This window comes from Streptomyces sp. NPDC026301 (genome assembly GCF_055567935.1).
The window spans coordinates 175671-188659 of sequence record NZ_JBVHPN010000004.1 but is presented as its reverse complement, the minus strand read 5'-3'; the positions used below and the strand labels follow the sequence as shown (position 1 = coordinate 188659).

The 12989-nt window shown below is 72.0% G+C and carries 9 protein-coding genes; 5 read left to right on the top strand and 4 right to left on the bottom strand.

Annotation, left to right across the window (positions count from 1 at the left end; translation table 11 throughout):
* Positions 1–16: 16 nt before the first annotated feature.
* Together ACZ4MH_RS08745 and ACZ4MH_RS08740 are read right to left on the bottom strand one after the other, a co-directional pair.
* Positions 17–1474, bottom strand: a complete 1458-nt coding sequence (locus tag ACZ4MH_RS08745; protein WP_351591589.1) for an aldehyde dehydrogenase family protein — start codon at positions 1472–1474, stop codon at positions 17–19.
* Complete coding sequence (locus ACZ4MH_RS08740; RefSeq protein WP_351591586.1) at positions 1471–2763, bottom strand: M20 family metallopeptidase; 1293 nt, start codon at positions 2761–2763, stop codon at positions 1471–1473. Before ACZ4MH_RS08740 ends, ACZ4MH_RS08745 begins: the two co-directional genes overlap by 4 nt.
* Positions 2764–2900: 137 nt before the next feature.
* Here ACZ4MH_RS08740 and ACZ4MH_RS08735 point away from each other — a divergent pair, with 137 nt between their 5' ends.
* From ACZ4MH_RS08735 to ACZ4MH_RS08725, 3 genes are all read left to right on the top strand, one after another.
* Positions 2901–3671 carry a FadR/GntR family transcriptional regulator gene (locus ACZ4MH_RS08735; protein WP_351591584.1) on the top strand — a complete coding sequence of 257 codons (771 nt, stop codon included), beginning with the start codon at positions 2901–2903 and terminating at the stop codon, positions 3669–3671.
* A 419-nt stretch (positions 3672–4090) separates the two neighbouring features.
* On the top strand, positions 4091–5785 hold the full coding sequence (locus tag ACZ4MH_RS08730; protein ID WP_351591581.1) for a CocE/NonD family hydrolase: 1695 nt from the start codon (positions 4091–4093) through the stop codon (positions 5783–5785).
* 189 nt (positions 5786–5974) lie between these two features.
* Positions 5975–6403 carry a DUF3052 domain-containing protein gene (locus ACZ4MH_RS08725; protein WP_351591578.1) on the top strand — a complete coding sequence of 143 codons (429 nt, stop codon included), beginning with the start codon at positions 5975–5977 and terminating at the stop codon, positions 6401–6403.
* 356 nt (positions 6404–6759) lie between these two features.
* On the opposite strand, the gene ACZ4MH_RS08720 is transcribed toward ACZ4MH_RS08725, so the two are convergent.
* Together ACZ4MH_RS08720 and ACZ4MH_RS08715 are read right to left on the bottom strand one after the other, a co-directional pair.
* Entirely contained in the window at positions 6760–8733 is a 1974-nt protein-coding gene (locus ACZ4MH_RS08720) for an oxidoreductase (RefSeq protein WP_351591575.1), read from the bottom strand.
* The gene (locus ACZ4MH_RS08715; RefSeq protein ID WP_351591572.1) at positions 8723–9376 is read right to left on the bottom strand and encodes a TetR/AcrR family transcriptional regulator; all 654 of its coding nucleotides are present in this window, start codon (positions 9374–9376) and stop codon (positions 8723–8725) included. The genes ACZ4MH_RS08720 and ACZ4MH_RS08715 overlap by 11 nt, the downstream gene beginning before the upstream one ends.
* 142 nt (positions 9377–9518) lie before the next feature.
* On the opposite strand from ACZ4MH_RS08715, the gene ACZ4MH_RS08710 reads away from it, so the two are divergent.
* Together ACZ4MH_RS08710 and ACZ4MH_RS08705 are read left to right on the top strand one after the other, a co-directional pair.
* On the top strand, positions 9519–10970 hold the full coding sequence (locus tag ACZ4MH_RS08710; protein ID WP_351591569.1) for an APC family permease: 1452 nt from the start codon (positions 9519–9521) through the stop codon (positions 10968–10970).
* A 102-nt stretch (positions 10971–11072) separates the two neighbouring features.
* Entirely contained in the window at positions 11073–12983 is a 1911-nt protein-coding gene (locus tag ACZ4MH_RS08705; RefSeq protein ID WP_351591566.1) for a M64 family metallopeptidase, read from the top strand.
* The last annotated feature ends 6 nt before the right edge of the window (positions 12984–12989 follow it).

Below are 12989 nucleotides of genomic sequence, written 5' to 3'. Positions count from 1 at the left end.
TGACGTCATGCACGGATCACCATGTACGGATCGCCGCCATCCGCGTCACCGTCAGCTCCTCGATGGCGAAGCGCGGGCCCTCGCGGCCGATGCCGGAGTCCTTCACGCCGCCGTACGGGGCGACGTCACTGCGGTAGCCCGGTACGTCGTTGATGACGACACCGCCCACGTCGAGCGCGTCGATCGCTGTGAAGGCGGCGCCCAGGTCGCGGGTGAAGACCGCGGCGTGCAGCCCGTAGCGCGAGTCGTTGACCAGCGCGTACGCGGAGTCAAGGTCCGGTACCGCGCGCAGCGCGACGACCGGGCCGAAGATCTCCTCGGCCCAGGCGGGCAGCCCGCCGGGCACGTCGGCGAGCAGCGCGGGCGTGAGGCAGCGCCCGTCCCGCGTGCCGCCTGCGACCACCCGTGCGCCGGCCGCGCGGGCCTCCTCGACCCATGCCAGTACCCGGTCGGTGGCCGCCTCGTCGATGAGCGCGGAAACCCGCGTCGCCTCCTCGCGCGGGTCGCCGACCACGACCTCGGCGAGCCGTTCGGCGATCCGCTTCTCCAGCTCCTCGGCGATCTCCTCGACCGCGATCACCCGCTGGACGGCGATGCACGCCTGGCCCGAGGCGTAGTAGCCGCCGCGGAGCACGGCGTCGGCCGCCGCGTCCAGATCGGCGTCGGCGGCCACCACCAACGCGGCGTTCGAGCCCAGTTCGAGGACGACCTTGCGGGGCGCGGCGTCCCGGGCGATGCGGTGGCCGATCGCGGCGGAGCCGGTGAAGGAGACGGCGGCCACCGCGTCGTGCGTGGTGAGCGTGCGGCCGACCGCCGCGTCACCGGTGACCAGCTGGACCGCGCCGGCGGGCGCGCCGGCCGCGGCCAGCTGCTCGCGGACCAGGTGGACCAGCCAGAGCGTGGCGAGCGGGGTGGCGGGCGCGGGCTTGACGACCACGGGGCAGCCGGCCGCGAGCGCTGGCGCGATCTTGTGGGAGGCCAGCAGCATCGGGTAGTTGAAGCCCGCGATGCCCACCACGACGCCGATGGGGCGGCGGGTCCAGAAGCCGGTCATGCCGTCCCCGGAGGGCAGCAGGTCCAGCGGCACGGTCTCGCCGTGGATGTGGGCCACCTCGTCGGCCGCCGCCTCCCACGTGGAGACCGCGCGCTGCACCTCCGTACGGCAGTCCACGCGCGGCTTGCCGGTCTCCAGGACGAGCAGATCCTCCATGGGGCGCGCGACCTCGGCGAGCGCCGCCGCCACGCCCCCGAGCACCCGGCGCCGGACCCGAGTGGGCAGCCGTGCCACGTCCTTACGGAGCGCCGCCGCGTGCTCCACCGCCCGCCGCGCCAGCACCTCGTCGCCGACGGGCGCCCGCGCGACCTCGCTGCCGTCGTACGGGAAGGTGACGGCCTCCGTACGGGGCGCGGGCACCCAGCCGTCGCCGACCGGCAGCCCTTCGGGGAACAGGTCCTCCACTGCGTACAGGGTCATCGCGCCGCCCCTTCCCCGGTCGCTCCGCTCACCTCGGTTACGTCGGTCGCCCCGGTCACTCCGGTCGCTCCGGTCGCTCCGCTCAGGAAGTGGCGCGCCGCCTCGGCGTACACCCGGGTGTACTCGCCGATCTCGCGCACCTCCACGTACTCGTCCTTCTGGTGCGCGATCCACTTGCCGCCGGGTCCGTAGACGACCGTGGGCAGGCCCGCGTCCCGGGTGAGGACCGTGCCGTCGGTGGTGCCGGGCACGGCGCCGAACGGCGGTGGGCTGCCGTGCACCCGCTCGTGGGCCGCCACGATGCCGGCGACCACGGGGTGGTCCTCGGGGATCTCGATCGCCGGGCGGTCGTCGACGACGGTCAGCCCGACCGTGACGCCGGCCGTCGCCGCGGCCTCCTCGGCCTCGTGGCGGATGCGCGCGATCAGCTCGGCGTGGTCGGCGCCCGGGATGGTCCGTACGTCGACGCCTACCAGGCCGTGCGCCGGGATGACGTTGAGCTGGTCGGGGTCGCCGCCGTGCAGCACGGTCGGGGTGACGGTGACGCTGCCGGCGTGCGGGTGCGTGCCGAAGCGCACCTCGGCCCAGGTCTGGGCGCGGCCGAGCGCCTCGACGATGCGGGCGCCCGCGACGATCGGGTTCTTGCCCTCCTGCGGCATCGCGCCGTGCGCCATCACGCCGGTCAGCTCCAGCCGGAGCCGGATGCCACCGCGGGCCGAGGTGCACACCTCGTACCCCTCCGGCTCGCAGACGATCACTCCGTCGATCTCCGCGGCGAGCGGCGAGGCGGCGAACGCCTTGGCGCCGAGCATCATGCCCTCCTCGTCGCAGAGCACGCCGAGGACAATCCGCCCGGGGAACGGGCCGGCCTGCTGGAGCGCCCGTACGCCGTAAATCATGGCCGCCACGCCGGACTTCATGTCCGCGGCGCCCCGGCCCCACAGCCTGCCGTCGCGGATCTGCGCGCCGTACGGGTCGACGCTCCACGCCGCCGGGTCGCCCTCGGTGACCACGTCCGTGTGGCCCTCGAACATAAGGGTCGGGCCCTCGCCGCCCTTGCCGTCGACGACGGCGATGACGTTCGGCCGGCCCGGCGCGACCTCCACCACCTCGTGCTGCCAGCCGAACTCGGTGAACAGCGCGGCGACCAGGTCGGCGGCCGGCCGTTCGACGTCGGTGGCACCGGTGGCGTTGACCGTACGCAGCCGGATCAGGTCCTGGGTGAAGGCGACGGCCGCGGCTTCGTCGATCGCGATGCCGGTCGGCGGGTGGGTCTGGGCGGCGTGCATAGAACCTCCAAAACACCTGGCCGGGAGGCCAGTCCACTGGTCAGACCAGTTGATTTCCCGTACTCTGCTCGCACGTTCGTACGTTGGTCAAGAGCGGCAGAGGCAATCGCCGCACCAGGAGGGGGGCGAGCAGCACAATGTCCGACAGCGGTACTCCCTTCACCCCCATCCAGCCCGTGCGTGCCTACCAGCGCGTCGCCCAGCAGATAGAGGACCGCATCCTCAGCGGCGAACTGCCGCCCGGCGCCCGGCTTCCCGGCGAGCGGGACCTCGTCAGCCAGTTCGGTGTCGGCCGCTCGACCGTCCGCGAGGCCCTGCGAGTACTGCAGTCGGCGGGCCTGATCCGTTCCCGCCCCGGCGACCCGCTCGGCCCCGAGGTGCTCGGCGTCTCCGCCGACAATCTCAGCCAGGCGCTCGGCCGGCTCACCCGCTCCCACCTCTGCAGCCTCGGCGAACTGATCCAGTTCCGGATGGTCCTGGAGGCCGAGAGCAACCGGCTCGCGGCCCGGCTGCGCACCGAGGACGATCTGACCCGGATGGCCGAACTGATCGAGCGCATGCGGTCCCTGACCGGGGCCGGAGCGGGGCTGCGGGCGTTCAGCGAGGCCGACGCGCTGTTCCACCAGGCCGTCGCGGAAGCCAGCCGCAACGCCCTGCTCGGCCTCTGCGCCCGCGCCGTCCACGACGCCGTCGTGGAGATCATCGAGCACAAGATCGCGAACGCCGCGGACGCCACCGCCTGGATGGCACGCTCCGTCGACCACCACGAGCAGGTACTGGCCGCCATCCGCGCGGGCGACGCCCCGCACGCGGCCCAACTGGCCCGCCAGGCACTGCACGCCTACTACGCCGACCACGTCGAACCGGACACGCGAGCCCTCCTGACGGCCGCGCTGGAGGACTCCTGAGCAGAGGCCCGGCACGGCGGCCGCTGACGGGCGACACCTTGGCGGGCCGGACCGCCGCGGTCGAGCGGGGCCACCGGCGAAGCGGTCGGCGCCTCGCCACCGGCCTCGGGGAACATCGGTACAGCCGTTGGCGCTGAGAACAATCATGGTCGGACAGCGCACGGACTGGAGGCTCCGCCGGGGTTCTTGGACAAATCGCCGGACGGTGCCGGTGCTGGGTGGTCTGCGGCCGCTGCGCGATCCGGATGCGCCCGGCCGTTCTCGGTCAAGCTCTGGCCTGTTGTCCGTCTGAAGGTTTCCACGGCGTCATTCATCCGTTCGAGTGGCCAGCACGGAACGCTTTCCGGGAGTGATGTTGGCGGGGTGAGCATGTGTCTGACACCTCGTTACCATCCCTTTCACAGAAGGCGGGTACAGCCATGTCTGTTGACGGAACTGCGGAGACCCCGTTCGCGCTCGGCGCCGACGACCTCACGAAGCTGGGCGCGATCCGCGAAGCGCTGCTGGACCCGTCGCCGCGCCGGATCGGCCGGGTGGACCAGTGGGGCCTGGCCGACGAGTACGAGATGTACGCGGAGACCGCCCGGTACTCGGAGGTCTCGCTCACCATGCAGGACGGGACCGTCCTGGACGCGTCGCTGAGCGTCCCGCGCGACCTCGCACCCGGACAGACCTGTCCGGCGGTCGTCCTGCCCGCCCCGCTGATCAACATCGGGCACCGGGCCTACCTCGGCATGCTCTCCCGCTGGGCGCGGGGCGGCTACGCCGTCCTGGCCTACAGCCAGCGCGGCCTCGCCGAGTCCACGGGTGAGATCCACGTCGCCGGACCGCAGGACGTCGCCGACGCCACCGAGGTCATCGACTGGCTGATCCAGCAGGGCGATGTCGACTCGGACCGGATCGGGTTCTTCGGTTCCTCCTACGGCGCCGGGACGAGCCTGCTCGCGGCCGCGCGGGACCCGCGGATCAAGGCCGTCGCGGGCACCAGCGCCTGGGCCGACCTCTTCACCTCGCTGTACGAGAACGGCACCCGCCACCTCAAGGCGTTCGAGGCGCTCGTGCAGCTCTTCGGCGAGGACCGGTGCTCGAAGGAGTTCCGCGAGGTCATCCAGAAGATCCGCGCCAACACCATCGACGACAAGGTCAGGGAGTTCGCCGCGCAACGGTCGCCCAAGAACTACCTGGACGCCTACAACGACGCCGCGACGCCCATCCTGCTGACCACCTCCTGGCACGAGACCATCTTCTCGGTGCCCGCCGTCATCGACTTCCACAACCGTCTGACCGGGCCCAAGACGCTCCTCGTCCAGGTCGGCGACCACGGCAACGCCGAGCTCCCGGGCTTGGCCGGCCTCCCCGCCAAGCCCACCGACATGGCCTACCGGTGGATGGACCACCACCTCGGCGGCAGCGCCGGCGACGGGGAAACTCCGCGGTTCGACGTCCGCTCGGAGTACATGTTCAACCCCCTCTCCGACGTCCGCCACCCCTCCTGGGGCGACTTCGCCCTGCCGAAGCGGCGGTTCCACCTCGCCGACGCACCCGCCGGGGAGAGGGACGGGCAACTTTCCGAGAGCAACCCGCAGGCAGGCTGGACCCGCTCGGTGAAGGCCACCGGCAAGGGCACCGACATCGTCGTCGCCCCCAAGCTCGTCCAGACCGGCATGGCCGAACGCATGGGCCTGCCCCACGCCTACAAGACCACCGAAATCGACCGCGGCCTGGCCGCCGTCTTCACCACCACGCAGCTGCCGCAGTCCTCACGCGTCCGCGGCGAGCTGGAACTGCGGGTGACGGTCAAGTCGCAGCAGGCGGACGCCACGATCGTCGCCTACCTGCTCGACACCGACCCGGCCACCGGCAGGGCCCACATCATCACCCACGCCCCCTGCACCGTCACCGCCGCCGAGCACACGGGCCAGGCCACGACCGTGACCATCCCCCTCCAGCCCGCCGACTACGTCGTGGCCAAGGGCCACCAGCTCCAGCTGATCATCGACACCCACGACCCCTTCTTCGCCTACGACAACACCACCCCGGCGTTCACCATCGACATCACCTCCCCGACCGGCGCCGAGTCCTACCTCGACATCCCCCTCCACCCCATCGACTGACAGTGATGATGTTCGCGGGGCCGCTGCGGGTGGATCTGATCCGCCGACGAGCGGGAGGGGGCCTTGCGCGGGCGCGTAACGGCCGACGCCGTACCACCCGGTCTCCCGCCTCACCAGCCGAACGCTCTTCGAATCTACTTTGCTACAGCAAGTAAGGGGCGGTCGCGTCCCCCGTTGACACAGGAGGTCATGATGACCACGTCCGAGAACGAGCAGATCAGCCCCGCCGCCAAGCTGGGTCTTCAGAGCGGGCAAGTGGTTCAGGAATTCGGCCACGCCGACGACGCCGACGAGGAGCTGCGCGACGCCATCGTGGCAGTCACCGGCAATGAGCTGGTCGACGAGAACTACGAAGACGTGGCTGACGTGGTGCTCCAGTGGTTCCGCGACCAGGACGGCGACCTCGCCGACCAACTGGCCAACGCCCTCGGGTCGCTCGCCGATGGCGGGTGCATCTGGCTCCTCACGCCGAAGGCCGGGCAGGAAGGGGAGGTCGAGCCCAGCGACATCGGCGAGGCTGTGCCGACCGTCGGCCTCTCCCGGACCACGTCCATCAGCGCCGGACCTCAGTGGCGTGCCACCCGCCTCGTCAGCCCCAAAGCCTCCCGCAGTCGCTGATAGCCCGCTGAGGCACACTTCCACGAAGCCAACGGTTCGGCCCTGCACTCCCAAAGCTGCCGTGAAGTGACAAGTAGCTCTCTCTGTGAAGCTGAGGGCTCCATATCGTCCCGGCAAGCGCCAGCTGACCGGCGCTCCCTCCGCCTGTGGCGCCGCCGCCGAGCCCCGATGCGGGGCACTGGCGGGGGTGCCGCGGGTGGCAGAGCGGTCTGACCCATCTCGTTGCCGAAGCTCAACAGCGGATCGCGGATCAAGGACTGAACGGTCTTCCGCAAGGTAGTAAAAAATCCGCGCTGCCGCCGCCGGCAGCCCCACCAGGTCGCCGACTTCCTCCACACGGCGCCACGCGGCCTGCGTTACAGCTCCGCCGCCGCCCGCAGGCCCTCCAGGACCGCCTCCTCGACCGTCCGGGGTGACACGCAGTCGCCGATGGATATCAGGGACCCGGGCGGCAGCTCCGGCAGGTCGGTCTCCGCCGCGGGAGCGCGCACCGGCTCGTGCCCCTGGGCGAGGACGACCGACCCGACCCCTTCCAGCAGCACCGGCTCCTCGGTGAGGGTGTGCTGGAGGTAGACCGTGTCGCTGTCCGCGCCGTACAGCCGGACGTTCGGCACCACGTCCACCTTCGCCCGCACCGCCTCGCCGAGCATCGCCCCGCGTACGTACTGCTGCAGATGCTCGCCCGCGCCGAACCCCGTGACGCACAGCGTGACCTTCCGGCCCAGCCCGGCGAGCTGGACGGCCACGCCGAGCCCGATCCAGTCGCCGCGCCAGTCCGCCACGACCACCCGGCCCCGCGGCACCTCGGCGCCCCGTATGACGTCCCAGGCGTCCAGTACGACCGGCTCGTCCACGAGCTCCAGCGCCGGCCGGCGGGGCCGGGCGCCGGTCGCGACGATCACGGCGTCCGGCCGCTCGGCACTCAGCAGCTCCGCGTCGACCCGCGAGCCGGTGACGATACGGGCCCCGGCCTGCCGCGCCTCCCGCTCCAGGTTCGTCACCGCACCGCCGAACTCCGCGCGCCCCGGCAGCCGTTCGGCCAGCAGCACCTGCCCGCCGGTTCGGCGCGCCGCCTCGTGCAGCGTGACGTCGTGCCCGCGGGCCGCCGCGACCGCCGCCGCCTTCAGCCCGGCGGGCCCGCCGCCCGCGATCAGTACCCGCTTCCGGCGCGTGATCGTCGGCAGCACCCCGAAGCGCCGCTCCCGGCCCGTCTCCGGATGCTGGATGCAGGAGATCGGAAAGCCGCGCTGGAAGTGGCCGATGCACGCCTGGTTGCAGCCGATGCAGGCCCGGATGTCGTCCGCGCGCCCGGCGCCGGCCTTCTCCGGCATCTCCGGGTCGCAGATCAGCGCCCGGGTCATGGCGCAGGCGTCGGCCTGCCCCCGCTCGATGATCCGGTCCGCCTCCTGCGGCTGGTTGATCCGCCCCGCGACCATGACCGGCACGTTCACGGCGGCGCGCACCTTGGCGGCCAGCGGCGCGGTGTATCCGGCGGGCTCGGACATCGGGGGCGCGATGTGCAGGGCGCCGGACAGCGTGGCCGAGCTGCCGGCGCACACGCTGAGGTAGTCCAGCAGCCCGTCCTCGTCCAGCCGCGTCGCCACGTCCACGACCAGCGCGGACGACAGCCCGTCGTGGCTCAGCTCGTCACCGGAGATGCGCAGCCCGACCGTGAAGTCCCGCCCCGCGGCCTCCCGCACCGCCGTGATGATCTCGCGCAGGAAGCGCAGCCGCTTCGCGTCGCTGCCGCCGTAGTCGTCGGTGCGGCAGTTGACCTGTGGGTTCAGGAACTGGGCCGGGAGATAGCCGTGGCTGGCCACGATCTCCACGCCGTCCATGCCCGCGTCCCGCAGCCGCCGCGCCGCCGCGCCGTATCCCCGTACGACCTCCTGGATCTCCGCCACCGTCATGGCCCGCGGCATGACGTGGAACCGCTCGCTCGGGGTCGCCGACGGCGCCCAGGCGACCGGCGCCGAGCCGTCCCGCGACTCCAGGATCTCCCGGCCGGGGTGAAAGATCTGACCGACGGTCCGCGCGCCGTGCCGGTGCACGGCGTCCGCGAGACGGCGGTACCCCTCGATGCAGGTGTCGTCGGTCGCCATGAGGACGTGGGTGGTGTACCGCGCCGACTCGTGCACCCCGGCGACCTGCACGACGATCAGGCCGACCCCGCCCACGGCCCGCGCCTCGTGGTACGCCACGAGGTCGTCGGTCACCTGCCCGTCCCGGACGAGCACGGTGTCATGCCCTGAGGACACGATGCGGTTCTTCAACGTCGTGGACCCGATCCGCAACGGCCGGAACAGATGCGGAAACTGCTCACCACTCACCGGAGCTCCTCCCCTCTCCCCGCACCCCGAAGACCGCGCGGCCCGTGCCGAGGAGTACCTCGGCGTACCGCTCCGGTGTCAGGCCGCCGTCCGTCGCGATGGTCATGTCGCAGCCGTCGACCACCGCCATCACCGCGCCCACGACGGCCTCCTGGGACATGACCGGCGTGAACTCGCCGCTCGCCACGCCCTCGGCGAGGATGCCGGAGACCAGGGCCCGCCACTCGTCGTGGACCCGCCGTATCCCGTCCCGCAGCTCCTCGTGGCGGGCCGCGCTCGCGCAGAACTCGGTCCAGGTCGTGCAGCGCCGTATCAGGTCCGGGTCGCCGGTCAGCTCCCGTACGAGCAGCTCGAACCGGCGCCACGGGTCCGGCTCGCCGACGGCCGTGCACCGCCACCGGCCGATCAGCTCGCTTATCGACCACTCGAAGGCGTGCCGGAAGAGCGCGTCACGGGTCTCGAAGTGATGCTGTATCGACCCTATGGAGACCTGCGCGGAGTTGGCCACGTCGCGCAGCCGCGCGGCGTCGAAGCCGTGCTCCGCGAGGGCGAGGGCCGCCGCGCGCAGTATCCGCTCGCGCTGGACGTCCGCCCCGGCCGGCACCGCTCCCGTCCGCTCCGGCACCCCGCGCTCGGCCACCATGCCGCCCACCCCTTCACCGTTTTCCGTCCGGCCTCTTGCCTTCCAATAATACCCAATTATTGTGACGGCGAACACATTTTTGGCACGCCTGAACAACGGACGTGCGTCCGGCCGAAGTTCCTCAAGAGACGGGCGGCAGAGCATGGACAACCTGCGCAAGTCCCTCACCTGGCGCGACGGGTTCGCGATCGCCCTGGTGATCCCCAACGGCCTGCTGCTGACGGTCGGTTACGGCATCGGCGCGATCGGCGCCTGGACCGCGATCGCGCTCTGGGTCGGCGGCGCGCTGATCGGCCTGCTGCAGAACATGCTGTTCGCCGAGACCGCCGCGATGTTCCCCGGCAAGTCCGGCGGCGTCAGCCGGTACGCCTCGGAGGGCTGGAAGCGGTACTTCGCGCCGCTCGGCGCCGTCGCCGCGTACGGCTACTGGATCGGCTGGTCGTTCAGCATCGCGGTGAACGCGGCGGCGATCGGCGCGCTCGTCACCGCGCACTGGTTCCCCGGCACGCCCGAGGTGTCCCTCCTCCCCGGCCACGCGGTCGGCCTGGCCGAACTGATCGGTGTCGCCGCCGTCTTCGCCGCCTGGGCCTGCAACTACTTCGGCGCACGGCTCACCGCCCGCGCCTCGAAGATCACCAGCGGCATTGTGCTGTGCGGCCTCGTCGTGGTCGTCGCGGCGCCCTTCCTGAGCGGCCACACCTGGCACACGGCCAACCTGACCTGGTACCACGGCGGCAGCTGGACGACGCTGATCGTGTGGTTCTACGTCACCGCGTGGACCACGTACGGCACCGAGATCTGCGCCTCGTTCGCGCCCGAGTACAAGGACACGGTCCGCGACACCGCCAAGGCGCTGCGCGCCACCTCGCTCCTCTCCCTCGTCCTCTTCTTCGTCGTGCCGCTCGCCATGGTGGGGTCGGTCGGCGAGGATGCCATCCGGAAGGACCCGGTTGGCGCGTTCGCGATCGCCTTCGAGCAGGCGCTCGGCGGCTTCTCCTCGCTCGGCGTCCTCATCCTCGTCTCCTCGATGTTCCTCGGGATGGTGTCCACCACGGCGGACGGCGGCCGGGCGCTGTACGGGCTGGCCCGCGAGAGGATGACCGTCCGGCAGCTCGACCACCTGAACCGCTGGGGCGTACCGGGCCGCGCGCTCACCCTCGACGCCGTACTGAACAGCGCGATCCTGCTGCTCCTCGGGGAGCCGCTGAGCATCCTGATCGCCAGCAACTTCGGCTACCTGGTAGCGATCGTGCTGGCGGTCTCCGCCTTCCTGCTGCTGCGCAAGGACCGACCGGACTGGCCCCGCCCGATCCGCCGCGGCCGTATCTGGATACCGATCGCCTGGGCGGTGCTGGTCATCGATGTCGTGGTGGTCGCGGTGGGTGTCACGCATCCCTCGCTGGCCGCGCAGGGTGGCCCGAAGGACACGCTCATCGCGGTCGGCATCCTGCTGCTGTCCGTCGTGCTGTACGTGTACCGCCGCGTCGTCCAGGACAAGCAGCGCATCGCCTGGCGCATCGAGACGCCGGCCCTCCCGGAGCACGAGCCGCCGTCCGGGGACGGCGACGGCAGCCCGGCCGGAATCCACGCCTAGCCATCCCGCCCGCACCGTGGCCAACTTGCGCCTCTTTACGGCGCGTTGGCCACCCCCGTACGCTCCGGCCACCGTACGTACGCGCGAGGAGGGGCGGTCGACGTGAGCGCTGGACGCAGAGGGCGGGCCGCCGGGCTGCTGGCGGCCGTCGGGCTGCTGTGCGCGGCCGTACTGGTGCCGGTGCCGGCGGCCGGCGCGGCACCGCGGGAGAGGTCCGTCACGGCGACCGCCGAGGTACTGCCGATCCAGCGCACCGGGCCCGCGGAGAAGCGTTTCAACCTGGTCTTCCTCGGCGACGGTTACACCGCGGACGAGATGCCGGAGTTCCGGGCCGACGTCGCGAAGCACCTCAATGTGCTGTGGAGCACCGAGCCGTTCGCCTCGTACCGCTCGTACATCAATGTCTGGGCGGTGCAGACGCCGTCCGCCGAGTCCGGCGTCGACTGCGATCCGGGGCTGACCGCGCCGCGCCGTGACACCGCGCTGGACATGGGCTTCTGGGGCGGCTGCGACGCGCAGAGCGTGCAGCGGCTGATCACGATGGACGACGCCAAGGCCAAGGCGGTCAGCGATCTGGTGACCGGCACGTCGGCGGCCAACCGGCAGATCGTCGGGCTGGCGCACAGCGACACCTACGGCGGCGCGGGCGGCACGTACGCCACCGCGTCCGGCGGCAACTCGCTCTCCTCGCTGATCACCCCGCACGAGATCGGCCACTCGCTGGGGAAGCTGCAGGACGAGTACGACTACTACCAGCGCGGCGTCCCCGGCGGCCGGTATACGGAGGGCGAGCCCGCGTCGGCCCACCACACCGTGCTCACCGAACGGCAGATGCGGGAGCAGCGCAAGAAGTGGTGGCGCTGGCTGGGCGAGGAGAGCGAGTCCGGCGGCCGCATCGGGCGCCACGAAGGCGGGATGTACAGCACGAAGGGCGTCTGGCGGCCCAGCGCGCACTCGATGATGAAGACCCTCGGCTACCCCTTCGACCAGGTGGAGCGCGAGGTCATGACGCGGGCCATCGCCTCGAAGGTGAACCTGGTGCAGGGCCACACGCCGAACGACGCCCCCGTAGGCGCCGACCGCACCGTATGGGTCGACACGCTGCACCCCACGGGTGGCGAACTCCGCGTCACCTGGAGGGTGGACGGCAGGCCGCTCCCCGGGGCGGCCGGACTGCGCAGCCTGGACCTGCGCCGCTACGCACTCCCCGGTACGCGGCCGCGCCGCCTCACGGCCACCGTCACCGACCCGACCCCGTTCGTCCGCGACCCGGCCGTCCGCGGCTCGGCCGCGCTGACGCGGACGGTCGGCTGGACCGTGGACCCGTCCGTGACCACCGAGCCGGCGTCCGTCGCCGAAGAGTTCACCGGGCACACCGCCACCGACGCCCCCGTAGGCGCGTCGTCCGTCCTTTACGCCGACACCACCCACCCCGTACGGGGCGTGGCGCGGGTCTCCTGGGCGGTGGACGGCCGCCCGGTCGCCAACCGGGGCAACGACCGCGACCTCGATCTGCGCACGCTGCGTCTCCGCCCGGGGAGCCACACCGTCTCGGCCCGCATCAGCGGCACCCGTCCCTCGCCCGCCACCCGCCTGACCTGGGCCGTCGACGCCACTCCGGCCACCGTCGCGTACGCCCTCTCCGAGCCGCTGCGGACCGTGCGCCGCTCCGGCGAGCCCGTGGAGTACGTGTACGACGGGCCGTTCACGATGAAACTCACGGGAAGGGATGACCGCGACGGCTATGTGGTGACGCAGTTCCGGGTCGACGGGGACGGCTGGTTCACGTACTTCGGGTGGCCCACGGACGCGGACGCGCCGTTCCGCTTCTCCCCCGAGGGCACGGTGATCGACGACCTCGTGTACGGGAAGCTCGGCACGCCCCGTGCCGTCCCCTGGGACGACGCCACGCCGGACTACGGCACGCACACCGTCGAGTACCGGGCGCTGGACGCGGCCGGGAACGTCGGGCCGGCGCAGCGCTTCCGGGTCACGCTGCTGCCGCCCCGATAGGGCGCG

Excerpts from the sequence above, each read along its gene's own strand:
- ACZ4MH_RS08745 (WP_351591589.1), bottom strand. The coding sequence starts at position 1,474 with ATGACCCTGTACGCAGTGGAGGACCTGTTCCCCGAAGGGCTGCCGGTC.
- ACZ4MH_RS08710 (WP_351591569.1), top strand. The coding sequence starts at position 9,519 with ATGGACAACCTGCGCAAGTCCCTCACCTGGCGCGACGGGTTCGCGATC.
- ACZ4MH_RS08735 (WP_351591584.1), top strand. The coding sequence starts at position 2,901 with ATGTCCGACAGCGGTACTCCCTTCACCCCCATCCAGCCCGTGCGTGCC.
- ACZ4MH_RS08725 (WP_351591578.1), top strand. The coding sequence starts at position 5,975 with ATGATGACCACGTCCGAGAACGAGCAGATCAGCCCCGCCGCCAAGCTG.
- ACZ4MH_RS08715 (WP_351591572.1), bottom strand. The coding sequence starts at position 9,376 with ATGGTGGCCGAGCGCGGGGTGCCGGAGCGGACGGGAGCGGTGCCGGCC.
- ACZ4MH_RS08730 (WP_351591581.1), top strand. The coding sequence starts at position 4,091 with ATGTCTGTTGACGGAACTGCGGAGACCCCGTTCGCGCTCGGCGCCGAC.
- ACZ4MH_RS08740 (WP_351591586.1), bottom strand. The coding sequence starts at position 2,763 with ATGCACGCCGCCCAGACCCACCCGCCGACCGGCATCGCGATCGACGAA.